Here is a 23,546-nt window from a genome sequence, read left to right as displayed (position 1 = left end):
CTCGCTCGCGTCAGCCGAGCTTGCTGTCGAGCTCGCGGAACCGCTCGACCGCATCGCTCGGCTCGAAGTCGTCGAACTCGAACAGCTGCCGCACTTCGATCTCGCCGTCCTCGCGCTCGCCGAACGGCGCGGGAAAACGGCGGGTCCATTCGAGCGCCTCGTCGCGCGACCGCACCTGGATCAGCGTATAGCCGGCGATCAGTTCCTTCGTTTCGGTGAACGGACCGTCGACGACGGTGCGCTTGCCGCCCGAATAACGAACGCGCCAGCCCTTCGACGACGGCTGCAGCCCCGACGCATCGAGCAGCACGCCCGCCTTCGCCAGTTCTTCGTGATAGGTCGCCATCGCGGCGATCAGGGATTCGTCGTGCATCGCACCGGACTCGCTCGTCGCGTTGGCCTTCACCATGATCATGAAACGCATCGCTCTCTCCTTTGGCAGATGGACGGACGCCTCATCCGGCATCCCGACCCTACGACGGACAATGCGATCGCCGCTCGACATTCCGGGCGTCGAACCCGGGAAAACCCCTAGCGCCGGTTCACGCGCATGACGGGCTTGCACTCGCCGCCCAAAAAGCCAAGCGCAAAAACGAATACGGGATGTATTCGCAGCGGGCATGGCGCGGCGATCGGCCTTTCCGGCGGCCGATCCCGCGAAATTCGGGGTGTTTGGCCCGGCCAGACGATGCGCCTCCCTCGTTGCACTGCGCCCCGCGGAAAGCCCCGTTGGCAGGCGGCGCGCAGCGCACGTTCGCAAACCCGTTTAGCGTGAACGGACCCTGGATCGATGCGATACGCGACGCCCGGCGGGCGTCAGCCGGATTCACGCGAAACCGCTCAGGAGAAGCACGGGCCGATCTCGCGCACCTCGACCGAGCACCACTCGGCAGCAGGGCAGCCCTTCGCGATTGCGAGCGCTTCGCCTTCCGTCTCGACGTCGAGCAGGAAGAAGCCGCCGACCATTTCCTTCGCTTCGGCGAACGGTCCGTCGACGAGACGCACTTCGCCGTTGCGCACCTGCACGCGCGTCGACTTGTCGTCGGACACGAGCGATTCGGCGCCGATCAGCACGCCGCGCGATTGAAGCTCGCCGGCGAAGTGGCGCATCCGCTCGTACAGGATTTCGCCTTCGGCTCGCGTGCGTGCCGTGCGTTGGCCCCGCGGTTCGATGATCAACAACATGTAGCTCATTTGCGTCACCTCCTGTGACGATGCCGTCCGGAATCGCTCGATGCGGCCGCATCGAGCCGGCAATCGCTGATGGCCGCGCCTCTATTCTGAGCGGCTGGCGTGCGGCGGTCCATCGGAATCGAAGGCTTCCCCCGCGATGCGGAACCGCGCGGGTGAACACGCGGCCGGCGCGTGAAAGCGCCCGGCGTCGCCTCGCCCCGGATGCAGGAAACGGTTCTATCGCGAATCGCCGATCCCGCATCGACGATGCGCCGTGAATACGGCCCCCAAAAATATGGCCTGATTACATATCCATGTCTATTCTTTACGCAAAACTGTCAACATGCGTCATTAAGCTTTCAGGATTCCCACACAACGGACCGTCCTCATGCGCACTCCGATACCCTTGCTCGCCGCCCTGTCGCTCCTTCCGTCCCTCGCCGCCGCGCCCGCCTTCGCGGCCACCGCCGCGCCCGTCAGCACGAACTGCGGCGGCAGCGCGACGCCGATCGCCGAGATCCAGGGCGCCGGCGCACCGTCTCCGCTCGCCGGCCAGAATGTATCGATCGAAGCCGTCGTCACGGCCGACTTCGGCGGCACCGACGGCTTCGGCGGCTTCTTCGTCCAGCAGGCCGATCCGCAGCGCCGCAACCAGCCCGGCGTGTCCGAAGGGCTGTTCGTCTATGCGCCGAAGGCGCGCGCGCAAGCGGGCGATCTCGTGCATCTGGCGGGCAAGGTCGAAGAGAAATACGGGCAGACGCAGCTCACGCTGTCGGGCGGCATCGCGGTCTGCGGGAGCGGCCAGTCGGTCACGCCCGCGACGCTCACGCTGCCCGTCGACAACGCGAGCACGTTCGCCGCATACGAAGGGATGCTCGTGCGGCTGCCGCAGACATTGACCGTCACCGAAGTCTACGAGCTCGGCCGCTACGGCAGCGTGCTGCTCAGCAACGGGCGCCTGCGCACGCCGACGAGCGTCGTGCCGCCCGCGCAGGCGAAAACGGTGGCCGAAGCGAACGCGCGCAACCGGCTGATCCTCGACGACGGCTCGAACAAGCAGAATCCGGCGACCATCCCGTATCCGGCGCCGGCGCTGAGCGCCGCGAACACGCTGCGCGCGGGTTACACGGTCGGCGGCGTCGAAGGCGTGCTGGAGATGCGCTACGGCGCGTGGCGCCTGCAGCCGGTGCCGGGCGCGCGCACGCCGGCGTTCGGCGCGAGTGCGAATCCGCGCACGACTGCGCCCGCACGCGATCCGCGCGCGAACCTGCGGGTCGCTTCGTTTAACGTACTGAATTATTTCAACGGCGATGGCACCGGCGGCGGCTTCGACGATCCGAACAACCGCGGCGCGAAGAACTACGACGAGTTCGTCCGTCAGGACGCGAAGATCGTCAGCGCGCTGAAAGCGCTCGATGCCGACGTGATCGGCCTGATGGAAATCGAGAACGACGGCTACGGCGAGCTGAGCGCCGTGCGCCAACTGGCGGCGAAGCTCGGCGACGGCTGGCGCGTCGTCGATCCGGGCGTCGCGCGGCTCGGCGGCGACGCAATCTCGGTCGCGCTGATCTATGACAGCCGCAAGGTGAAGCCGGTCGGCCAGGCGGCGACGCTCGCGATCGACGACAAAAACCGCCAGCCGCTCGCGCAAACCTTCCGGCCCGTCGGCGGCTCCCGCGCGGTGACGGTCGCCGTGAATCACCTGAAATCGAAGAACTGCCCGGACGCAGCGGGCGACGACCTCGACCAGGGCGACGGCCAGGGCTGCTGGAACGCGACGCGCACGCGCGCGGCGTCGAAGGTCGCGGACTGGCTCGCCCGCACGCCGACCGGCGTGCCGAGCGAAGGCGTGCTGCTGATCGGCGACCTGAACAGTTACACGTACGAGGACCCGGTTCGCACGCTCGAGTCGCGCGGCTACGTGAATCTCGTGTCGAGCAAGATCGGCGCGGGCGCGTACAGCTACGTGTACAACGGCGAGGCCGGCTATCTCGACCACGCGCTCGCGTCGCGCGCGCTCGCGTCGCGCGTGAAGGCGGTGCACGACTGGCACATCAACGCGGACGAGCCGATCGCACTGCAATACACGCTCGCGTACAAGACCGCCGAACAGCAGCGCACGTACTACGCGCCCGACGCGTATCGCTCGTCGGATCACGACCCGGTGCTGATCGACATCGCGCTCGCCGACGAATATGCGGCCGCCGCCTCCCGCAAGGGCGCAGAAATGGCGGACGCGCATAGTCGTCGCGCCTGGCGGTAACGCATCCGATGTCGCGCCGTTCGTCATGCGGGCCGTGTGACGAACGATGCTTCCGCGCATGCCGTGCGATGCCGGCATGCGCGGAAGCGGTGCCGGGCATCGAGCGGCTGGTTGCCGGTCGCCGGTTGCCGACGCAGACAAATCGGCCTCCTTTGAATTTTCCTCGTCGCATCGCTTCAACGCATGTCGCTCGCGAACACATTCGACGATTGCGGCGACGAATCCGCGATCGATCCGCTCGTGCCGGCGACGTCGGATCATTCGGCGCGCACACGCGCTGCCGTGCCGACATGACGACGGAATCCTCACGGCGATCGCTTCGCGAAACGCCCGTCCCGCCCCCTCGAGCGATCGCGGCAATGGACGAAACGGTCCGCACAAGAAGCAAAAAACCGCAGCCGGTGCGCAATCGGAGCAAGTCACATTTACCGAATGCCGCCGCGCAAACCCGGAAAAATCTCCTTTTCCAATTCGCACACTTAATCGATTCCTGCATCCGATCGCCGCACAAAATGTTGCATTTTCCGCCAAGCCCCGCCCCGCAAAGGCTTCGGCCCCATCGCGACGGCCCGCCGCGGCCGGCGCGCGAAACTCAGGGCCGGATAGTGGATCACACTTGAGCAACGCCCGCACATTTCCCTCAAACCATCAGGAGAACGACCATCATGGCTCTTTCCGACACTGTCGAATACAAGCTTGACCGCGGCCTCTCCGAAGCACGACGCGTCGGCCGCCGGTTCGCACGCGATGCGCGTTCCGCGGCGCGCGACTTGAACGGCGACGTGAAGGACAACATGCGCTCGCTCGTCGACGAGCTCGACGCGCTGCTGAAGGAGGACGGCGACGCCGATGCGCTCCGCAAGCGCCTGCACGGGCGGCTCGAAGCCGCGCGCGACACGCTCGACGACGCATCGTGGCACGCGTCGCGCCGGCTGCGCGAATCCGCCGAGCGCGTGTCGCAGGCCGTCCACGACAATCCGTGGCAAACGGCCGGCATCGTCGCCGGCCTCGCATTCGCGGCAGGCATCCTCCTTGCGCGTCGATAAGCGCGGCGCTTTCGCCCGTTCAACCATCAAGATGGAGGAAGCATCATGCGCAAGACGCTCGTTATGAAGGTCGCGATCGCGACCGTGCTCGGCAGCCTGGCGCTCGCAGGCTGCACCACCACGCCCGACAAGCCGGCGACCGCATCGTCCAACGCGTCGACGCGCGAAGCGATCGACGCGCGCGTCAACGCGACGCTGTCGCGCCTCTACTCGACGGTGCCGGGCTCGCGTGAACTCGTCTCGAAGTCGCGCGGCGTGCTCGTGTTCCCGAATGTGCTGCAAGCCGGCTTCATCTTCGGCGGCCAGAGCGGCAACGGCGCGCTGCGCGTCGGCGGCGCGTCGGTCGGCTACTACAACACGTCGTCGCTGTCGGTCGGCCTGCAGGCGGGCGCGCAGTCGAAGGCGCTCATCTTCCTGTTCATGACGCAGGATGCGCTCGACAAATTCCGCAGCTCGGAAGGCTGGGCCGCGGGCGCCGACGCGTCGGTCGCGCTCGTCAAGATGGGCGCGAACGGCGCAGTCGACACGTCGACCGCGACGAGTCCGGTCGACGTGATCGTCCTGACCAACGCCGGCCTGATGGGCGACCTGTCGGTCAACGGCACGAAGGTCACGCGCCTGAAGCTCTGACGCAACGCGGCGCGACGCTTCTTTTGCCCGCGCCGCTTCTCCCCCGAGCCGCGGCCTCCGCCGCGGCGCTTTCGATCGCAGCCCGAACGATGTGCGCTCGAGGGCGCGGCAACGCACAGTCGCCGCGCGGGACGCGTCAGGCATAATCGATGCGTCACGGCGGGCCGCCGCGACGCGGCTTGCCCGTCCGATCAACCATCCTCCCCTTGAGCACACCATGGATAGCGGGAACGATCACCAAAAATTCTTCCACCTGCTGCTGTTCGTCGTCACCGTCGGTCTTTGCTGGATATTGACGCCGTTCTTCGGCGCGATCTTCTGGGGAACCATTCTCGCGATCCTGTTCCAGCCCGTGCAGCGCTGGCTCGCCGCGCGCTTCGGCAAACGCCGCAATCTCGCCGCGCTCGTCACGCTGTCGGTCATCATCCTGATCGTGATCCTGCCGCTCGCGTTCGTCGCCGGGACGCTCGTGCAGGAAATCGCGTACGTGTATCAGCAGATCAAGGCGATGCAGCCGAACATGACGCAGTACTTCCAGGACATCATGCATGCGCTGCCGACGTCCGTGCATCGCGTGCTGCACAACTACGGGCTCACCGACATCGCCGGCATCCAGAAGAAGCTGACCGACGGCGCGGCGGCGATCAGCCAGTTCGTCGCGACGCAGGCGCTCAGCATCGGGCAGAACACATTCCAGTTCGTCGTCAGCTTCGGCGTGATGCTGTATCTCGTGTTCTTCCTGCTGCGCGACGGCGGCGAGATCGGCCGCCGCGTGCGGCGCGCGCTGCCGCTCGCCGAAGATCACAAGCAGCACCTGCTGACGAAGTTCACGACCGTCGTGCGCGCGACCGTGAAGGGCAACATCGCGGTCGCAGCCGTGCAGGGTGCGCTCGGCGGCCTGATCTTCTGGATTCTCGGGATCGAAGGCGTGATCCTGTGGGGCGCGCTGATGGCGTTCCTGTCACTGCTGCCCGCGATCGGCGCGGGGCTCGTCTGGGTGCCCGCCGCCGGCTACCTCGCGGTCACCGGGCAGATCTGGAAATGCGTGATCCTCGTCGCGTTCTGCGTCGGCGTGATCGGGCTCGTCGACAATCTGCTGCGGCCGATCCTCGTCGGCAAGGACACGAAGATGCCCGACTGGGTCGTGCTGATCTCGACGCTCGGCGGAATGGCGCTCTTCGGGATCAACGGCTTCGTGATCGGCCCGCTCGTCGCCGCGCTGTTCATGGCGAGCTGGGACATCTTCGCGCGCACGGAGCAGGCCGACCGGGAATGACGCGTTGACGGTGTCCTGGCGCCCCCGACGCACGACCCGGCGCTCTTCTGGATTCCAAACGAAAAACCCGGCCAGGCTGTCATGCCGTTCTGTCAAGCGTGGTTCGCAGTGGCCTAGCCCTGCAGAACCAAGGAAAAAGGCCGCTCCGGTATCAATCGGAGCGGCCTTTTTGATCTTGACCGAACGGCATGACGGCCCGGGCCGGGTTTCTCTGGCGACGCCGACGTCGGCTCCGATCCGGTCCGAGCGACGACGGCAGCCGCATCCGCGCAATATGGCGAAGCGACGCTGCGCGTCGCGCCGCTCACTCGAAGCTGAAGCGCAAATCCTTGACGACGGGCTCCTTGCCCCAGTTGAACGAGCACACGCGTCCGGTTTCGAGGCTCACCGCGTCCGCGCCCTTGCCCTGCGTCTCGCTGATCGGCTGGCAACCGCCCGAAATAGTGACGGTCGGCGTGCCCTGCTTCGACAGCGGAAACTCGATCGCGCCGTCCTCTGGCACCGTGTGCGTGAGCGCGACCTTCTCGACGTAGTCGTCGGGCAGCATGAAGATCGGCGAATCGTCAACCCACAGCGTGTAGTAGTCGTGCTTGAACGGCGTCTGCTCGACACACATCTTCGACGTGTGCGCGCCTAGCTTCTGGGTTTGGCACAGCGGCGCGGCGACGCAGACCGAACCTGCGGCGAGCAGCGGCACGAGCGCCGCCCAGCTTTTCTGGGTTGTTCTTTTCATGTTCGACTCGAAAAGGAATGGCGGGAGGAAGTCATGCCGTTTCGCACGACGCCGCATGCGCTCTCAGGGCCGCGCACGGCGACCGCTATCTTACAAACGATCGTCAGCGAACAGAAGAGGGGCGTGGGGGGCTCGGATGCGGTGAGCGGTGAGCGGTGAGCGGTGAGCGGTGAGCGGTGAGCGGTGAGCGGTGAGCAGCGGGCGGCGGGCGGCGGGCGGCGGGCGGCGGGCAGCGGGCAGCGGGCGGCAAAGTTAGTCGAGCTTACCGAGCACGTCGACCCGCTCGACTCCACGCGAACTGCCCCGCGCCGCCGATTCTCCCGCCCGCGCGCCGCGCTCAGAATGTCGTGCGCATCCCGACCGTCACGCTGCGCCCGCCTTGCGGCGCGATGTTTCGCACAACCGAGCTCGCGTAACGGATGTCCTGATTGGTCAGGTTGTCGCCGCGCAAATAGGCGAGCCAGTTCGTCGCGCCGACGCGGAACTTGTACGTCAGCACGACGCCAAGCGACGTGTAGCCGTCAGTCGCGAGATCGTTGTCGGGCACGCGGTGCTGCGCCCACGCGTGCGTGACCTGCGCACGCGCGCCGAACGGCCCGTAGCCGTAATCGGCCGCGAGCGTCGCGCGCAGCGGCGCGATCCGCGGCAGCGGCTCCCCGGTGTCCGCGTTGCGCGCATGCGTGTAGTCGGCCGTCAGTTCGAGGTCGACGCGATGCCCGCGCTTCTCGAACGCGCGCCACTTGCCTTCGAGCTCGACACCGTAGAATTCCGCGCGCACGCCGCGATAGACGGCCTCGCGCAGCGCGTCGTCGGCGCCGGCCGCGACGGGCGCGCCTTCGTCGTCGACAAGCCGCCCGGTATCGTATTCGGCGAGGTAGTTCCGGAAGCGGCTGTAGAACACGCCGACGCTGCCGCGGTTCGGCCCGCTCGCGTAGCGCAGCGCGAGATCGGTCGACACCGCCTTCTCCTTCTGCGCATCCGGCAGGCCGATCAGGTACTGCCCCGTCGCGCCGTGCGGGCCGTTCGCGTACAGCTCGTAGAACGTCGGCGCGCGCTCCGTGTACGACACGTTGCCCGCGAGCGACCACGCGGGCGCGAGCTGGTACAGCGCGCCCGCCGACACGCTGCCCGCGTTGAAGTCGCGCCCGCGCGCGAAGGCGAACTTGTCGTCGCCGTTCGCGCTCGGGTCGAGCCGCACATGCTCGATCCGCGCGCCGGCAGTGAGCTTCAGCGCGTCGGTCGCCTGCCATTCCTCGAGACCGAACAGCGCGACGCTCGTCGTGCGCGTCGTCGGTGCGAGCGCTTCGCCGCCGAGCGCGGAGAACGTGTTTTGGCCGACCTGCACGCCGAGCGCGCCTTCGAACGGACCGACCTTGCGGTGCCGCGCCTCGACGCGCGCCTCGTAGCCGTGGTTGCGGAACGTCGTGCCGGTCACGCCGTCCTCGATTTCCTTGTGCAGATAGTTCGTGTAGCCGAAGTCGAATTTCAGCTGCGAAAGCGGACCGCGCAGATTGCGCACCTCCGACGCGACCGCGACGCGCTCCTGACGCATCTGCAGCCGAGCGTCGGTTTCGGCGACCGAGCCGTAGTTCGATTCGTAGCCGCTGTACGACGCGCCGACGTAGCCGTCGGCCCACGTGTACGAGCCGCCCGCCGCGCCGCCATAGCGGCGGCCGTCGCTGTTCGGCAGCTTGCCGTACGGCTCGCTCGCGTCTTCGCCGTCGAGCGCGCGCTGGCGCGCCGAATGCGCGAAGCCCGGAATCCTCAGTTCGTCGGTCTCGCGGCCGAACGCGTCCAGGTGGAACGCGAAGCGGCCGTTGCCGCCCTCGACGAGCGCCGCGCCCGCGCGCGCGTTGTTCGCACCGCCATAGCTCGCGTCGACCGCCCCGGTGACGCCCGTGATCGCTTCGCGCGGAATCCGGTTGTCGATCGTATTGACGACGCCGCCGACCGCGTTGCCGCCATACAGCAGCGCCGCCGGCCCGCGCACGATCTCGACGCGCTCGACGGTGAGCGGATCCTGCGGCACCGCGTGGTCGTACGACAGCGACGACGCGTCATACGCGGCGACACCGTTCTGCAGCAGGCGGATGCGGTCGCCGTCCATGCCCCGGATGATCGGGCGGCCGACGAGCGGGCCGTAGGTCGTCGTCGACACGCCGGGCAGGCCGTTCAGCGTATCGCCGAGCGAATCGGTGCCGCGCAGCGTCAGCGCGTCGCCGGACAGCGACGCGGTCGGCGACGTGAGCGCCGACGCGCCGAGCGGATTGGCGGTCACGAAGATCGGCGCGAGCGTCGTTGCCGGCGGCGCGTTCGACGGACGGTCGGCAGACGGCGCGCTCGTCTCGCCGTGCGCGAGGCTCGCGGCGAGCAACAGCGACAAGGGATGCAGCCTGCGAACAAAAGGCGGCGCGATACGTCGGTGGTCATCCATTGCGGTAATCGGTGTGGTGTTGTCGGGGTGAACGGGATCACGGGTCGAGTCGCGCATTGCATGAGAAACGATATAACGTATCAATTTGTGCGTGCACGATGACCCGTAGCGAAACGCATCGGCAGTTCGTCGACGGGCGCGGCGATGCAGTTCCGGCCAGCGAGCGAGCATGCGATGGATTGGATATGTTATATCATTTCATTTTTTGTAACAAATCCCTTACGGCGCGGATGGGCGGCGCTGAATCGTCGGCACCCCGCTGTTTTGCACGGCCTCGGCGTTCCCCTTCGTCGCCGGGCCGGCTCGTTCCGAGCGCTTCGCTCGCCCGCATCTCATTGCATCTCATTGCATCTCATTTCACGCCGCCGCGCTGCCGACGCCTTTTCGACGTCCGCCCGCACACGCAAAACCCATGCGTGGATCACGGGCCCGACCGCGCCGCAGACTCGCCGCATCGAACGCCGGATGCTTGCGCCGCCCGCCGTCGAGGGCGTGCGCCGTCCGGGTCGCTCGCGTCGACGTGGTATCGTCGAGCGCTCGCAAACCGACAAAATCCTTTCAGCTTCACGCATGCATCCTTTCCGCTCGATCCTCCCGCTGGCCCTGTTGACGGCCGTCGGGCTCCTCGCGACCGACCTCTACCTCCCCGCCGTGCCGTCGCTGCCGCAGCAGCTCGGCGGCTCGATCGAAAGCGCGCAGGCGACGCTCGCCGTGTTCTCGGCCGCGCTCGCCGTCTCGCAGCTCGTCTGGGGCGCCGCCGCCGACCGCTTCGGATACCGCCGCACGCTCGCGTTCGCGGTGCTGCTGCAACTCGCCGCAGGCGCCGTCTGCGCGCTCGCGCCGTCGATGGGCGTGCTGATCGGCGCGCGCGCCGTGCAAGGCTTCGGCGTCGGTGCGGCGACGGTCATCGTCCCCGCGATCGTCAGACAGTCGTTCGGCGACGGCGGCGCGGTCCGCGCACTCGCATGGCTCGGCATCATCGAGAGCGCGGTGCCGGGGCTCGCCCCCGTCGTCGGCGCGGCGCTGCTCGTCGTCGCCGACTGGCGGATGAGCTTCTGGATCATCGTCGCGCTTTCGGTCGTCGCGGCGCCGCTCGTGTTCCGCGTCATTCCCGCCGCTTCGTCGACGCACGCGCCTGCACGCGCGGACGCGGGCAGGCGCGCGGGCGGCTATCGGCATCTGCTGCGCTCGCCCGTCTACCTCGGCTACGCGCTGGGTCACGCGCTGTGCTTCGCCGCGCTGCTCGCGTTCGTCGCGAGCGCGCCGCAGGTCGTCGAGATCTGGCTCGGCGCGGGGCCATCGACGTTCAGCCTGATGCAGGCCTGCGGCGTCGCGGCGTTCATGCTGACCGCGTCGCGCAGCGGCAGATGGTCCGACGCATTCGGCCTCGACCGGATCATCTCGCTTGGCGCGCTGCTGCAGCTCGCAGCGGCGGCCGCGTTCCTGCTGCTCACCCATCTCGCGCTGCGCTCGACGGCGCTCGTCGTTGCGTCATGGATGCTGTTCTGCGGGTCGCTCGGCTTGCGCGGGCCGGCGTCGATGGCGCGTGCGCTCGCGGCCGAGCCGTCGATCGCCGGACGCGCCGCCGGGCTGCTGATGTTCTTCGGCCTCAGCGCCGCCGCGCTCGCGACGCAGGCGGTTGCGCCGTTCCTGCATCTCGGGCTCGCGCCCGTCGCGTGGATGTGCACGGGCTTCACGCTCGCGAGCGGCGCTGTGATCCTGTGGGGAATCGCGATGCGACGGAAGCACGGCGACGTCGCGGCGGGGTCGGCCGCGCGATGAAAGTGGCGCGAGCGGCGGAAAAGCCGTGCGGGTGCGTCGGAAGCGGCGACGTCGGTGCGCAGCGTGCGCACGACGCTGTCGGCCGCGCAGGTCGGCGCGATGACGCATCAAGGCGCCTATGAGTCGAAGCCCCAAGGTCTCGAATGCGCAAAGCCTCGCAGCATTCGAAACAGTTGCTGTTGAAATCGCTACGCAGTCGAAGCAGTTGAAGCCTTCGAAGCAGGCGTGAGACAACAAATCCAGCTAATCCGGCTAATCCAGCTAATCCAGCTAATCCAGCTAATCCAGCTAATCCAGCTAATCCAGCTAATCCAGCTAATCCAGCTAATCCAGCTAATCCAGCGCCGGCAGCATATCGAACACCCCGCTGTAACGAACGGTAAGTTGGCTTAATTTGCCGAAATTGACTTGGTTCAGCCGTTTCTCAACAATGAACACTGCTTAGGATGCCGTGCCTTCCCTTCTCGCGACGCGCGGCGCGCCAAAGCGGCCAGACCCCAGTCATGTTCCCCCTGACTGGGATTTCCGCGCCACGGACGGCAAGCCTCCGTGGCGTCTTTTTGTCGGCATGCGTCCGGCCCGTTACGGTGCATCGCGTCGGCGATTTCGCAGTCGGTTCGTCGCATGCGACGCCAACATTGCACATCAATGCCCTTGCGTGCCACGATCCGGCGCGCTTCCGCCTGGCGCCGCATCCTGCGCGCCACGATCAGCGCACGGCAACGCGCCACATGCGCCGCACGCGCATCCGGTCCGCTCACCTTGCATGCGAGACGTGCATTGCGCCGCAAGCCCCGCGTGCCGCGGCACACCCGCCGCGCGTATCCGGCAATCACGCCGCGTCGACCGCCTCGGCCGCGTGACGCATCCGCACGAAGTTCGCGCAGCAGGCGACGCCGGCGAAAGCGCTGTCCACCCACAGCGCGACGATCGCGACCGTTGCGCCCGCGGCGGTGAAACATGCGGCGACGAACGCCGCGCCCGTCGTCTGGCCGATCAGGCGCGCGGTCGTAATGATGCCGCTCGCCGCAGCGGTGCGTTCCTGCGGCTGGGCCGCCATCAGCACGGTTATGTACGGCGACTGGAAGAGCCCGAAGCCCCCGCCGCAGACGGCGGGCCGCCACGCGATGTCGATGCTCGTCGCGTGCGCGGATGTCCCGAAGAGTGAGAAGACGCGGACGGCGGTTCGACGCAACGCCCCGCCGCCTCCGGCAGGAAGCGCGAAATCGTCGCGGGCGGGCAGCCGCCCGTTGCATTGCGAAGGCCCGCACGACTTCAATCGTGCTCGTCGTGGCAGACCGGCTTCCGGCGAAGCGACAGCATAAATCCGGCGCGTGCCCGCGGCGAACGACCGACGACGACGCGACAGTCACGCTGTCGCACGGCGCGCCGGATGCGGACGTTCGCGCAAACGACGGCCACGCGCAACGTCGGCGACCGCTCCGCTCGCCCGCCTCGCGCGATCGACTGGCAGTACGCGTCGCGCCCGGTCCGACATCGCGCGCGGCTCGGCACCGCACGCTTGCGCCGACGCCTCGCGCTGCCGCATCACGCCTGCGGATCGACCCGCAGCACGAGCTTGCCCCGATGACTGCCGTCGAACAGCCGGTTCAGCACGTCGGGCGCGTTGGTCAGTCCATCGACGACGGTTTCCTCCGCCTTCAACCGGCCGTCGCGCAACCAGCCCGCGAGCGTCGCGACCGCTTCGCGGCCCTTCCGGTAATCGAGAATCAAGAAGCCGCGCATCGTCAGCCGCTTCGCGATCAGCACACTGACGTCGTCGGACGGGCGGCCGCTGTTGTAGTTCGCGATCACGCCGCACAGTGCGACGCGCCCGCCGATCACCATCCGCGACAGCACCGCGCGCATGATCTCGCCGCCGACGTTCTCGAAGTTCACGTGCACGCCGCCGGGCGTCGCGTCCTTCAGCGCGCGCTTCCAGTCGTCGGCCTTGTAGTCGACGGCCGCGTCGAAACCGAGCACCTCGGTCAGATAGCGGCACTTGTCCGCGCCGCCCGCGATCCCGACGACGCGCGCGCCATGGATCTTGCCGATCTGTCCCGCGACGGCGCCCACCGACCCCGCCGCCGCCGACACGACGAGCGTCTCGCCCGGCTGCACCGGCGCGATCTCGGTCAGCCCGTAGTACGCCGTGAGCCCGCTCATCCCGCATGCGCCGAGGAGGCGCGGCAGCGGCAGGCCCAGCGCGGCGGGCAGCTTCGTGTACTGCGCGGACTCGTCGGCGCGCACGTGCGCGTAGTCCTGCCAGCCGACGAGCCCCTGCACCAGATCGCCCGCGGCGAAGCCCGGCGCGTTCGACGCGACGACGCGCCCGATGCCGAGCGCGCGCATCACGTCGCCGATCGCGACGGGCGGCAGGTATTGCGGGATGTCGCTCATCCAGACGCGATTGGTCGGATCCATCGACAGATACAGCACGCGCACGAGCATCTCGCCCGGCCCGAGCGCCGGCAGCGGCGCTTCGACGAGCGTGAAATGCTCCTGGCCGACGCGCCCGTCGGGGCGCGCCTTCAGACGCAACTGGCGATTGACGGATGTGGACATGGACGTCACCTTCAGGATTTCGATGATTTCGATGAGTGGAAAGATGCGGGGGCGCGCGAACGTTGCGAGCGCGCCGCTGTCGCATTGCCGCGATCCGCGATCCGCGATCCGCGATCCGCGATCCGCGATCCGCGATCCGCGATCCGCGATCCGCGATCCGCGATCCGCGAGCTACGCCGCCGGGATTCTTCAACGCCGACGGCGTCGCAAGAAACCGCCGCCCGCGCATGCACACGATTTCAGACTGCGCACATCCCGCCGTCGATCACGAGCTCCGCGCCCGTCACGTAGCGGCTCTCGTCGGATGCGAGATAGACGGCCGCATACGCGACGTCGTCCGGCTCGCCGAGCCTGCGCATCGGCACGCCGCGCGCGAGCTTGCGCGCCGCCTCCTTCTCGCCGAGCTGCTGGACGAGCGGCGCGACGATGCCCGTCATGATGAACGACGGATGGATCGAGTTGCAGCGCACGTCGGTCTGCCGGCGCGCGCAGTCGATCGCGATCGACTTCGTCAGCGACGCGACCGCCGCCTTCGACGCGTTGTACGCGGTGTAGTCGGGCTCCTGCTTGAACGCGGCGACCGACGAGATGTTGACGATCGACGCGGGCGCGCCCGCCTCCAGATAAGGCAGCGCGTGCTTCGTGCCGAGCACGATGCTCTCGACGTTGATCGCCATCACGCGCCGCCATTCGCCGCGCTCGATCTGCCCGATCGCGCCGAACGAGCCGACGCCCGCGTTGTGCACGAGCACCGACAGCCCGCCCAGCGCGTCGTTCGCCTGCGCGAGCCGCGACTCCCATTGCGCTTCGTCGGCGACGTCCTGCACGGCCGCCCACGCGATCCGCTCGCCCGCCGCTTCGTTCAGCTCGGCCGCGAACGCGTCGAGCACCGCCGCGTCGACGATGTCGGTCAGGAACACTTTCGCGCCCTGCTCGGCCATCCGCCGCGCGATCGCGCGCCCGAGGCCGCCCGCCGCGCCGGTGATGAACGCGCGCTTGCCGGCGAGCCGCGGCGTCAAGTTCTTCGTCATGAACACTCCTGGTCGTTTCGATGCTCGCGCGCACGCGCGAAGCATGATGTGCGATGCGTGCGCGCTCCGCCGTCAGACGGACAGATAGCCGCCGTCGACGTTGAGCACCGCGCCCGTCGTATAGCTCGACGCCGCCGACGCAAGATACAGCACCGCGCCCGCCATTTCCGGCGGCTGCGCGGCGCGCCGCATCGGCACGTGCGCGAGCACCTGCTTCAGCACGTCCGGCGTCTGCGTCAGCGCCGACGCGAATTTCGTGTCGGTCAGCCCCGGCAGCAGCGCGTTGCAGCGCACGCCGCTCGCCGCGCATTCGATCGCGAACGCCTTCGTCATCGAGATCACCGCGGCCTTCGTGATCGAGTAAATGCCCTGCCAATAGCCGGGAATCACGCCGTTCACCGACGCGACGTTGACGATCGATCCGCCGCCGCCCTTGCCCATCAGCTTCGCGCCGCGACTCGACATGAAGAAGTAGCCGCGGATGTTCACGTCGACGGTCTTCTGGAACGCGCCGAGATCCGTGTCGACGATCGGCCCGTAATACGGATTCGTCGCCGCGTTGTTGACGAGCACGTCGAGCCGCCCGTGCTTCGCTTCGAGCGCGGCGAAAAACGCGTCAATCTGGTCGAGCTCGCCGATGTGGCACGCGGCCGCCTCGGCCGAGCCGCCCGCTTCGACGATCTCGTCGGCGATCGCGCGGCAATCGTCGATGCGCCGGCTCGTGACGACGACGTGCGCGCCGGATGCGCCGAGCAGCTTCGCGGCGTCCGCGCCGATGCCGCGGCTTCCGCCGGTGACGACGGCGATCTTTCCGGACAGGTCGAACAGGTTGGGTGCGGTCATGGAGAATATCCTGCAAGCGATGAAGGAAAAAGGAATCAGCGATGCGTGACGAGCCGCTCGCCGTCCGCGCCGTCGAGGTGCGGCCAGCCGTTGTACGTCGTCACGCGCGCGCCGCCGCGGCCGGTCCGGATCCGGCTCACGCTCGTGTTGACGAGCGGCCACGCGAGCTCGAAGCTGCGCTCGACGGGCACGCCGAGCAGCGCCGCGACGATCACGCCGATCGGCCCGCCCGACGTGAACGCCCAGATCTCGCGCGCCGGCTGCCGCGCGAGCGCGTCCCATGCCGCGAGCGTGCGTTCGCGGAAGTCGGGCCACGGGCAGCCGTAGTCGCCGTCGTGCGCGCCGCCCGTCCAGCGCGCGACGGCCGCCGCGAACAGCGCCTGGAACGCGCGGCGCGGATCGGCTTGCGCCCTCATCGCGCGCAACAGCGCATCGCGCGACGCGAGCTCGGGCCGGTGGCGCGCGATCAGCTCGTCGGCATCGAGTTCGTCGAGGCCGGCGAGCGCGAGCCGCGGCGCATCGACGCCCGCCGCGCGCGCGCAGCCGTCCGCTGTCTGCGCGTGGCGGCGCAGCGTGCCCGTCGCGATCAGCTCGGGCCGCCGCGCGCCGCGCGCCATCCATGCGCCGAGCCGCGCCGACTGCGCGTCGCCGAGCGGCGACAGGCAGTCATAGTCGGCCGCGTCGAAGCTCGCCTGCGCGTGGCGAATCAGGAACAGCTCGGTCATCGCGCGCGCCCGGCCGCCGCGATCACGCGCCGGCAGCGCTCGCCGAGATAGCGGATCGCCGCGCCGAAGCCCGCGAACTGCTCGTTCGTCGTGTGGCCGAGCACGAAGCGCCGATAGATCTGCTGCGCGATCACCATCAGCCGGAACAGACCGAACACTTCGTAGAATTCGAAGCCGCCGACGTCGAGCCCCGTGCGCGCGCCGTAATAGTCGACGACCTCGCGGCGCGTCATCATCCCGTCCGCGTGAGTCGGCTGGCGGCGCATCGCGACGAACGCGGGATCGTCGTCGGCCTGCACCCAGTACGCGAGCGAGCCGCCGAGATCCATCAGCGGATCGCCGAGCGTCGCCATCTCCCAGTCGAGCACGCCGACGATCGACAACGGATCGGCCGGATCGAGCACGACGTTGTCGAAGCGATAATCGTTGTGGATCACACAGATACGGCGCTCGCGCGCCGGACGGTTGCGCTCGAGCCACGCGAGCACGTCGTCGCACGGGTGCGTGCCGTCGGTGAGCGCCTTGCGCCAGCGCTCGCCCCAGCCGCCCAATTGCCGCGCGACGTAGCCCTCGCCCTTGCCGAGCGCCGCGAGCTCCGCGCGCGACGCATCGATCGCGTGCAGCTCGATCAGGCGATCGACGAAGCTCTCGCACAGCTTGCGCACGCCGTCGCGGTCGAGCGCCAGCCCGGCCGGCAGTTCGCGACGCAGGATCACGCCGGCGATGCGCGCCATCACGTAGAACTCGCTGCCGAGCACCGCGGGATCGTCGCAATGCGCGAGGATCGCCGGCACGTAGCGATAGTCGGGCTCGAGCGCCGCCATCACCGCCGCTTCGCGCAGCATGTCGTGCGCGGCGCCCGCCTTCGCGCCGGCGGGCGGCCGCCGCAGCACCATTTCGCGGTCGCCATAGCCGATCAGGTAGGTCAGGTTCGACGCGCCGCCGTGGAACTGCCGGATTCGCGGCTCGCCGGCCAGGCCCTCGATCCGCGACTTCAGATACGCGTCGAGCTTCGCCGCGTCGAGCCGGTCTTCGTCGCGCACGTCGCGCGCATCGTCGAGACGCACGCTCATGCGACCTCCGCGGCGGCGAGCTGCCGCTTCACCTCGAGCTTCGCGACGACCGCGCGATGCACCTCGTCCGGCCCGTCCGCGATGCGCAGGATGCGCGCGTACGCGTAGAGCGCCGCGAGCGGGAAGTCGTTCGACAGGCCCGCGCCGCCGTGGATCTGGATCGCCGCGTCGGCCGCCTGCTGCGCGACGGTCGGCACGACGACCTTGATCTGCGAGATGAGCGACAGCGCCGCCTTCACGCCCTGCGTGTCGATCGTCCAGGCGGCCTTCAGCGTCAACAGGCGCGCCTGCTCGATCGCCATCCGCAAGTTCGCGACGATGTCGCCGTTGCCGCCGAGCTTGACGAGCGGCTTGCCGAACGCGGTGCGCGTCGTCGCACGCGCGCAGAGCAGCGTGAGCGCCTTTTCCGCCGCGCCGAGCGCACGCATGCAATGGTGGATGCGGCCCGGCCCGAGCCGGCCCTGCGCGATCTCGAAGCCGCGGCCCGGCCCGAGGATCACGTTCGACGCCGGCAGCCGCACGTTCGCGAAGCTGACTTCGCCGTGGCCCGACGGCTCGTCGTATGCGTTGAACACGGGCAGCATCCGCTCGATCGTCACGCCCGGCGCGTCGAGCGGACACAGCACCATCGTGTGCCGGCGATGCGGCTCCGCGTCCGAATCGGTGAGCCCCATGAAGATCACGACGCGCGCGAGCGGATGGCCGATGCCGGTCGACCACCACTTCCGGCCGTTCAGCACGACTTCGTCGCCGTCGATCGTCGCCGTCGCCCGCATGTTCGTCGCGTCCGACGACGCGACCTCAGGCTCGGTCATGCAGAACGCCGAACGGATCTCGCCGGCGAGAAGCGGCTCGAGCCAGCGGCGCCGCTGCTCGGGCGAGCCGTAGCGCGCGAGCACTTCCATATTGCCGGTATCGGGCGCGTTGCAGTTGAACACTTCGGGCGCGATGAACGAACGCCCCATCAGCTCGGCGAGCGGCGCGTACTCGACGTTCGACAGCCCCGCGCCGCCGTGCTCGACGTCCGGCAGGAACAGATTCCACAAGCCGGCTGCGCGGGCCTTCGCCTTCAGCGCTTCCATCACGTCGGGCTGCCGCCAGCCGCGCCAGTCCGCGCCGCCCGTCAGTTGCTCGAGATAGTGCGCCTCGACGGGCGCGATCTCGTCGCGCATGAAGCCCGCGATGCGCCCGCTCAGTTCGCGGCTGCGGGCCGAGGGAGAGAAATCCACGGCGTCTCCGTATGGTCGGTTCGAATGGAGACGAGCGTACGCGATCCTCGACAATCGATGAAATGAATATTTATTATGCGAGGACATAGACATCATTGATGGGTTCGCGCAATCGCGCGAACCGCCCGGACACGCCGATGCAATCCGACCACCGACTCGACCTGAACCTGTTCCGCGTGCTCGACGCGGTCTACGTGCAAGGCGGCATCAGCGCCGCCGCGCGCGCGCTGCACCTGACGCAGCCGGCCGTCACGCACGCGCTGAACCGGCTGCGCGCGCACTTCGGCGATCCGCTCTTCGTGCGTCAGGGCAACAAGGTCGTGCCGACCGAGCGCACGCGCGCGGTGATCGCGGACGTCCAGCTGCATCTGAAGGGCCTGCAAGACGCGGCGCGCGCGCAGACGCGCTTCAGCCCGGATGCGCTCGACATGCGCTTCGTCGTCGGCGTGCGCGACGTGCTCGAATCGATCGCGCTGCCGCAGCTCGTCGAGACGATCGCGCGCGACGCGCCCGGCGTGCGGCTCGTGAGCCGGCGCGTGCCCGTCGCCGACATCGAACGCGAACTCGGCAGCGGCGATCTCGATCTCGCGATCGAGCGCCGCGTGTCCGCGGGGCTGCGGATCGTCGGCGAATACGTGATCGACGACACGCTCGTCGTCGCGATGCGGCGCGACCATCCGCTCGCGGGCGCGCCGCTGCGCCGCGCCGACTATTTCGCCGCGCGGCACGTGACGGTGTCGCCGCTCGGCGAGCCGCACACGCTCGACGTGCTGCTCGGCGCCGACGGCCGGTTCCGGCAGATCCAGCTCGTCTGCCAGCACTATTTCGCCGCGTGCCAGATCGCGGCGTCGGGCGATTTGCTGCTGACGCTGCCGCGCTCGTACGCGCTCCGGATGACGCGGCTGCTGCCGATCGCGATCCAGCCGCTGCCGCTGCGGCTGAAACCCTATCCGATCCTCGCGTACTGGCACGAGTCACGCGAGCTCGACCGCGCGCACCAGTGGTTCCGGCAGCGCGTGATCGACGTCGTGCGCGAGGCGTCGTCGCATCCGGCAGGCGCGTAAGGGCCGCTGCAGGCCGGCGCGAAGCCGTTTATGCTCGCGAATCGAGGCCGGCATGCCGGCCGATCCCTCCCTTGACACCGAGAACACGCGATGCCGCTCATCCACGCCTCAGCCGAAATGGCGCCCGACGCGCCGAACTACGTCGTCGACATCGCAGCCGGCTCGCATCGCCTGCAAGGCGACGAGAACGAGCGCGAAGGCGGCCGTAATATCGGACCCGCGCCGTACGAGCTCGTGCTGTCCGGGCTCGCCGCGTGCACCGTCGCGACACTGCGGATGTACATGCAGCGCAAGGACTGGCCGGCCGCGCGCCTGTCCGCGCGCGCCGAACTGCATGTCGACCGCGAGGGCGCGCAGTACGTGCGGCGCACGATCGTCGTCGACGGCGCGCTCGACGGCGCGCAACGCAAGCGGCTCGCGGAGATCGCCGAGAAGACGCCGGTCACGGTGTTCATCAAGCGCGGCACGCGGATCGAGACGACGTTGAAATGATGCGCGGTGGCAGTGCCGCATTGCGCAGTGCGGCGTGGGGTGGCGTGGCGCGTGCAGCGTCGCGTCATGTCGCGCCGCGCACAGCATGCAAAGTCCGCCTCGCGTCGGCGACGCCGGATAGATCGAGCAGACACGCACGACGCACAAGTTGCAGACGTTCACGCTCGCACGCGGTGATGCTGCCTCGCGTTATCGCGGCCATTCGTCCCGACGTCGACGCGAACGCTCGCCCCCCAAAGGGCGAACGGGATTCGCTTCAGCGATCTACTGTCGATCCGACGCCGGGACGGCGGCGAGGCGGCGAGGCGCGTCATGTGCCACGCCGCCTTGCGACCGCGACGCGCCCGAGAATCAAGGCAGCGTCAGCAGAATCGACTTCGGCCCGCCCGGCAGATTGTGCGGCTGTCCCACCGCGTAGCCGCCCGTGCTCATCCGGAAGCTGCCGTTGACCACCGAGAACCTGTAGTTCGAGCAGATCTCGTTGTGATCCGGCGTGTAGACGGCGGACGTCCACGCCTTGTCGACCGAGACCCACCGCCCCGACGTCTTGTCGAACGCCCTCACGTTGCCGAACTGTCCGGCCCGTTGCGTCGCGTCGAAACACGACGCGTCTTCCGTCGCCCAATCCTCGACGAAGCTGTCCGCGTAATTCGCCGCCTGAACGCTCTTCTGATAGCGCAGCGTCGCGATCAACTCGCGCGCGTTGGTCGACGTATCCGTGAACCAGACCGAATAATCTGTCTGGCTCTGCCCGGCGACGGGCGCGATCGACGCCTCGAAGCGGTACGTCCTGCCCGCGACGGGTGCATGGCTCTTGAAGCACTTGTAGCCGGTGCCCTCGCCGCCGAATTGCGTGCAATTGACGCCCGGCCCTTTCGCGACGATCTGCGGCGACTTGCCGTTCGCGTCCCACACGGAAAAGAGGATCAGGCCGTTCTGCTTGCCGTCGACCGACTGAATCCCGGTGTAAGCGCCCGGCCAGCCGATCGCTTCCCAATAAGTGGTCGGCGCGAGCGCCTCGGGCGTCACGTCGACGCTGATCCGCGTCCAGTTGTTCGCCTGCGGGTAGTTCAGATGGATCGAGTTCGCGCGCGTCCGGTGCGGCCACGCGGAGCCGCTGAACACCGCTTTCTGCGCCGTGCCGTCGAACCGGCGGATGCTCGCCAGCGCCGTCTGCGTGCCGCCGTTGCCGGCAACCCACCATGCAGCCGCCGCGCCGTTGGCGTCCGTCGACGCGTTCACCGGAAACAGCCAGCCCGACGCGCTGCCGGCGCCTTGCGGCTGCCACGCGACGTCGCAGCCGGCTACCGGCTGGCCGTTGTTCGTCACCTTGACCGACAGCAGGACGGGATTGTGCGTGCGGTTGCTCGACGTGATCGACGGATCGTAAAGCGTCGACGAGAACACGGAGCCTTGTCTCGCGACGAGCGGCGCGCCGGTCGACGAAGCGATCACGGAGCCGTTCAGGCAGGCGCCGGCGGCTATTGCGTCGATGGCGGCCGTCGCCAGGATGGATGCTGCGATGCACTTGAATTTCAATTCGATCCTCCTCGAATGGGTGTTTCGATTTGCGGGCATGCGTCGCACACTATAAGCGAGGGTCTCTCAGAGAATGAAAATAACCGAGCATATTCGGCGGGATAATCAACATCCGTTAATATTTAATATGTTATTTACTTGTTTTAGATCGTTGAAACCGATTGAAGAGCACGGCGACGGAGCGTTCGTTCATAACGCTTTCGCGATGTGGCGCGGGATTTCCGCCATTTGCTTGCTTTTCCACATGCGAAACAGGCCGGACGATGGAATATCGGAATGGATATCCACTCGATCGGCTGAGCGCAACAGGCGAAACCGGAAGATGGGTAAAGACAATCGACCGCCGCGAGTGCGGTCCGAAGCGGAACATCGATTCGCAGCGTGAAAAGGGCCGAGTACGATGAGTGTCGACGAATCGAGCCGTCACGGCGACGTCGCCCGGCGTCCATCGCGGCCGCCGGGCAAACGTGTGCTGCGCTGCACGTCGTTCCGCGCGCAGCGCAAGGCCGATTCGGCGCGCCAAAATCGGCCGCCGAAAAACCCTCCGATGCACGTGACGTCCGCAACGACGTCGCGATCGCCCCCCGCATCAGCGCGCCGAAGCATCAGCGCGTCGCACGGCGATCGCGAGCAAAGCGAAACGCGATCACGATCGCGATGCCGATGCGCCGGCATCCGCGCATCGCGCGCCGCCGCTTCCACGCCGCGCAGCGCGGCGCGGCACCGCATTACGGTTACAGCCCGAGCGCCGACAGATCGAGCTTGCCGCCCTTGACGGGCGGGCACCAGAAGAACGAGCCGGTGATCGGCTGCGTGAAGCGGAACAGGCCGTCGTGCACGCCGTCGGTCGCGCCGATCATCCGGCGCATCTGCACCTCGAACGCGCGGAACGAATGCCCGAACGCGACGAAGTACAAGCCGGCGCGGCGTTCGTCCGCCCACGGCGACGAGCGGCGCAGCACCTTCGCCTCCGGCTTGAAGCTCTCCTGCTCGGTACGCTTCACGTGCGCGTACGCAGGCGCGCCTTCGAGCTCTTCGTTGTCGTCCTTGCGGCGGCCGATGATCCGGTCCATCTCGTCGCCCGGAATCTCGCGCATCTTGCCGAAATCGTGCACCCATTGCTGGACCGCGACGAAGCTCGCGCCGTCGAGCCCCGCGCCCTTGCCGGACACGAACGCGGTTTCGAGCGCCTCGTCGCCTTCCGGGTTCTCGGTGCCGTCCTCGTAGCCGGACAGGTCGCGATCGTCCGCATAGCGGAACGCATTCACCGCGACGTCGAGTTCGAACGCGGGCGCGACGAGCTGCTCGATGTCGCGCGAACGCACGGTCACCGCGCCGAGATCGTCGGCGCGCAGCCAGACCCACAGCGCGGCGGGCGTCGACGGCGCCGGCGCGCCCGGCACCGACAGCTCGGGAAACTCCTTCAGGCCGTCGATCTTCTTGTCGAGCGCGTGCACGAGCGACGGCCCGATGCCGATCACCGTATCGACGCCGTCGACCGCGTCGTCGCGCAACGCGGCGAGGACGCTCGCCGCATGCTCCGGATGCACGATCCGGAAGGACAGGTAACGGCTCGCGGCCGGAATCGGCGCCAGAATGCCTTGCTGAATATCGCTCATCGTTTCCTCGATGCAATGTTCGGTTCTAC

20 protein-coding genes are annotated in these 23,546 nt (G+C 68.2%); 7 read left to right on the top strand and 13 right to left on the bottom strand.

What is annotated here, in order from left to right:
• Positions 1 to 10: 10 nt before the first annotated feature.
• Together WS69_RS21555 and WS69_RS21550 are read right to left on the bottom strand one after the other, a co-directional pair.
• The gene (locus WS69_RS21555) at positions 11 to 424 is read right to left on the bottom strand and encodes a YciI family protein (protein ID WP_059472925.1); all 414 of its coding nucleotides are present in this window, start codon (positions 422 to 424) and stop codon (positions 11 to 13) included.
• 416 nt (positions 425 to 840) lie between these two features.
• Positions 841 to 1,194, bottom strand: coding sequence for a YciI family protein (locus WS69_RS21550; protein ID WP_059472709.1), 354 nt, complete (start codon positions 1,192 to 1,194; stop codon positions 841 to 843).
• A gap of 367 nt (positions 1,195 to 1,561) precedes the next feature.
• On the opposite strand from WS69_RS21550, the gene WS69_RS21545 reads away from it, so the two are divergent.
• The 4 genes from WS69_RS21545 to WS69_RS21530 all read left to right on the top strand — a co-directional run bounded on the left by WS69_RS21545 (position 1,562) and on the right by WS69_RS21530 (position 6,388).
• The gene (locus WS69_RS21545; protein WP_059472708.1) at positions 1,562 to 3,436 is read left to right on the top strand and encodes an ExeM/NucH family extracellular endonuclease; all 1,875 of its coding nucleotides are present in this window, start codon (positions 1,562 to 1,564) and stop codon (positions 3,434 to 3,436) included.
• A gap of 665 nt (positions 3,437 to 4,101) precedes the next feature.
• Positions 4,102 to 4,482 (top strand): DUF883 family protein, encoded by a 381-nt coding sequence (locus WS69_RS21540; RefSeq protein ID WP_059472707.1) that lies wholly within the window; start codon positions 4,102 to 4,104, stop codon positions 4,480 to 4,482.
• A 45-nt stretch (positions 4,483 to 4,527) separates the two neighbouring features.
• Entirely contained in the window at positions 4,528 to 5,112 is a 585-nt protein-coding gene (locus WS69_RS21535; RefSeq protein ID WP_059472706.1) for a BPSL1445 family SYLF domain-containing lipoprotein, read from the top strand.
• A gap of 217 nt (positions 5,113 to 5,329) precedes the next feature.
• Entirely contained in the window at positions 5,330 to 6,388 is a 1,059-nt protein-coding gene (locus WS69_RS21530) for an AI-2E family transporter (protein WP_059472705.1), read from the top strand.
• A 304-nt stretch (positions 6,389 to 6,692) separates the two neighbouring features.
• Here the strand turns inward: WS69_RS21530 and WS69_RS21525 are convergent, their stop codons facing one another.
• Together WS69_RS21525 and WS69_RS21520 are read right to left on the bottom strand one after the other, a co-directional pair.
• A complete protein-coding gene (locus WS69_RS21525; RefSeq protein ID WP_059472704.1) occupies positions 6,693 to 7,121 on the bottom strand; it encodes a hypothetical protein in 429 nt (142 codons plus the stop codon).
• Between the two features lie 337 nt (positions 7,122 to 7,458).
• Positions 7,459 to 9,555, bottom strand: a complete 2,097-nt coding sequence (locus tag WS69_RS21520; protein WP_059472703.1) for a TonB-dependent receptor — start codon at positions 9,553 to 9,555, stop codon at positions 7,459 to 7,461.
• A gap of 570 nt (positions 9,556 to 10,125) precedes the next feature.
• On the opposite strand from WS69_RS21520, the gene WS69_RS21515 reads away from it, so the two are divergent.
• Positions 10,126 to 11,337, top strand: a complete 1,212-nt coding sequence (locus WS69_RS21515) for an MFS transporter (RefSeq protein ID WP_059472702.1) — start codon at positions 10,126 to 10,128, stop codon at positions 11,335 to 11,337.
• An 832-nt stretch (positions 11,338 to 12,169) separates the two neighbouring features.
• Here WS69_RS21515 and WS69_RS21505 read toward each other — a convergent pair.
• From WS69_RS21505 to WS69_RS21475, 7 genes are all read right to left on the bottom strand, one after another.
• Positions 12,170 to 12,532 (bottom strand): hypothetical protein, encoded by a 363-nt coding sequence (locus tag WS69_RS21505; RefSeq protein ID WP_156438308.1) that lies wholly within the window; start codon positions 12,530 to 12,532, stop codon positions 12,170 to 12,172.
• A gap of 353 nt (positions 12,533 to 12,885) precedes the next feature.
• Positions 12,886 to 14,052 carry an NADP-dependent oxidoreductase gene (locus WS69_RS21500; RefSeq protein WP_156438306.1) on the bottom strand — a complete coding sequence of 389 codons (1,167 nt, stop codon included), beginning with the start codon at positions 14,050 to 14,052 and terminating at the stop codon, positions 12,886 to 12,888.
• Between the two features lie 89 nt (positions 14,053 to 14,141).
• Positions 14,142 to 14,939 carry an SDR family oxidoreductase gene (locus WS69_RS21495; RefSeq protein WP_108034093.1) on the bottom strand — a complete coding sequence of 266 codons (798 nt, stop codon included), beginning with the start codon at positions 14,937 to 14,939 and terminating at the stop codon, positions 14,142 to 14,144.
• A gap of 66 nt (positions 14,940 to 15,005) precedes the next feature.
• Positions 15,006 to 15,776 (bottom strand): SDR family oxidoreductase, encoded by a 771-nt coding sequence (locus tag WS69_RS21490; protein WP_059472698.1) that lies wholly within the window; start codon positions 15,774 to 15,776, stop codon positions 15,006 to 15,008.
• Between the two features lie 35 nt (positions 15,777 to 15,811).
• A complete protein-coding gene (locus tag WS69_RS21485; protein WP_059472697.1) occupies positions 15,812 to 16,501 on the bottom strand; it encodes a histidine phosphatase family protein in 690 nt (229 codons plus the stop codon).
• Entirely contained in the window at positions 16,498 to 17,574 is a 1,077-nt protein-coding gene (locus WS69_RS21480; RefSeq protein ID WP_059472696.1) for a phosphotransferase family protein, read from the bottom strand. The genes WS69_RS21485 and WS69_RS21480 overlap by 4 nt, the downstream gene beginning before the upstream one ends.
• Positions 17,571 to 18,803 carry an acyl-CoA dehydrogenase family protein gene (locus WS69_RS21475; protein ID WP_059472695.1) on the bottom strand — a complete coding sequence of 411 codons (1,233 nt, stop codon included), beginning with the start codon at positions 18,801 to 18,803 and terminating at the stop codon, positions 17,571 to 17,573. The genes WS69_RS21480 and WS69_RS21475 overlap by 4 nt, the downstream gene beginning before the upstream one ends.
• 137 nt (positions 18,804 to 18,940) lie before the next feature.
• Between WS69_RS21475 and WS69_RS21470 the strand changes: the two genes are divergently transcribed.
• Together WS69_RS21470 and WS69_RS21465 are read left to right on the top strand one after the other, a co-directional pair.
• Positions 18,941 to 19,867, top strand: coding sequence for a LysR family transcriptional regulator (locus WS69_RS21470; protein WP_059472923.1), 927 nt, complete (start codon positions 18,941 to 18,943; stop codon positions 19,865 to 19,867).
• 90 nt (positions 19,868 to 19,957) lie between these two features.
• On the top strand, positions 19,958 to 20,359 hold the full coding sequence (locus WS69_RS21465) for an OsmC family protein (protein WP_059472694.1): 402 nt from the start codon (positions 19,958 to 19,960) through the stop codon (positions 20,357 to 20,359).
• A 351-nt stretch (positions 20,360 to 20,710) separates the two neighbouring features.
• On the opposite strand, the gene WS69_RS21460 is transcribed toward WS69_RS21465, so the two are convergent.
• Positions 20,711 to 21,937 (bottom strand): DUF3472 domain-containing protein, encoded by a 1,227-nt coding sequence (locus WS69_RS21460; protein WP_059472693.1) that lies wholly within the window; start codon positions 21,935 to 21,937, stop codon positions 20,711 to 20,713.
• 695 nt (positions 21,938 to 22,632) lie between these two features.
• Positions 22,633 to 23,517 (bottom strand): Dyp-type peroxidase, encoded by an 885-nt coding sequence (locus WS69_RS21450; protein ID WP_059472691.1) that lies wholly within the window; start codon positions 23,515 to 23,517, stop codon positions 22,633 to 22,635.
• Between the last annotated feature and the right edge of the window lie 29 nt (positions 23,518 to 23,546).

Source organism: Burkholderia sp. BDU5 (assembly GCF_001522845.1).
GTDB classification, from domain to species: domain Bacteria; phylum Pseudomonadota; class Gammaproteobacteria; order Burkholderiales; family Burkholderiaceae; genus Burkholderia; species Burkholderia mayonis.
The sequence above is the reverse complement of the archived record's forward strand: the minus strand, read 5'-3'. Positions and strand labels throughout refer to the sequence as shown.

Bases quoted from the DNA above. Each gene is read 5' to 3' on its own strand.
- WS69_RS21545 (WP_059472708.1), top strand. From the start codon at position 1,562: ATGCGCACTCCGATACCCTTGCTCGCCGCCCTGTCGCTCCTTCCGTCC.
- WS69_RS21490 (WP_059472698.1), bottom strand. From the start codon at position 15,776: ATGACCGCACCCAACCTGTTCGACCTGTCCGGAAAGATCGCCGTCGTC.
- WS69_RS21465 (WP_059472694.1), top strand. From the start codon at position 19,958: ATGCCGCTCATCCACGCCTCAGCCGAAATGGCGCCCGACGCGCCGAAC.
- WS69_RS21555 (WP_059472925.1), bottom strand. From the start codon at position 424: ATGCGTTTCATGATCATGGTGAAGGCCAACGCGACGAGCGAGTCCGGT.
- WS69_RS21480 (WP_059472696.1), bottom strand. From the start codon at position 17,574: ATGAGCGTGCGTCTCGACGATGCGCGCGACGTGCGCGACGAAGACCGG.
- WS69_RS21485 (WP_059472697.1), bottom strand. From the start codon at position 16,501: ATGACCGAGCTGTTCCTGATTCGCCACGCGCAGGCGAGCTTCGACGCG.
- WS69_RS21520 (WP_059472703.1), bottom strand. From the start codon at position 9,555: ATGGATGACCACCGACGTATCGCGCCGCCTTTTGTTCGCAGGCTGCAT.
- WS69_RS21450 (WP_059472691.1), bottom strand. From the start codon at position 23,517: ATGAGCGATATTCAGCAAGGCATTCTGGCGCCGATTCCGGCCGCGAGC.
- WS69_RS21470 (WP_059472923.1), top strand. From the start codon at position 18,941: ATGCAATCCGACCACCGACTCGACCTGAACCTGTTCCGCGTGCTCGAC.
- WS69_RS21530 (WP_059472705.1), top strand. From the start codon at position 5,330: ATGGATAGCGGGAACGATCACCAAAAATTCTTCCACCTGCTGCTGTTC.
- WS69_RS21460 (WP_059472693.1), bottom strand. From the start codon at position 21,937: ATGCCCGCAAATCGAAACACCCATTCGAGGAGGATCGAATTGAAATTC.
- WS69_RS21550 (WP_059472709.1), bottom strand. From the start codon at position 1,194: ATGAGCTACATGTTGTTGATCATCGAACCGCGGGGCCAACGCACGGCA.
- WS69_RS21540 (WP_059472707.1), top strand. From the start codon at position 4,102: ATGGCTCTTTCCGACACTGTCGAATACAAGCTTGACCGCGGCCTCTCC.
- WS69_RS21525 (WP_059472704.1), bottom strand. From the start codon at position 7,121: ATGAAAAGAACAACCCAGAAAAGCTGGGCGGCGCTCGTGCCGCTGCTC.
- WS69_RS21515 (WP_059472702.1), top strand. From the start codon at position 10,126: ATGCATCCTTTCCGCTCGATCCTCCCGCTGGCCCTGTTGACGGCCGTC.
- WS69_RS21535 (WP_059472706.1), top strand. From the start codon at position 4,528: ATGCGCAAGACGCTCGTTATGAAGGTCGCGATCGCGACCGTGCTCGGC.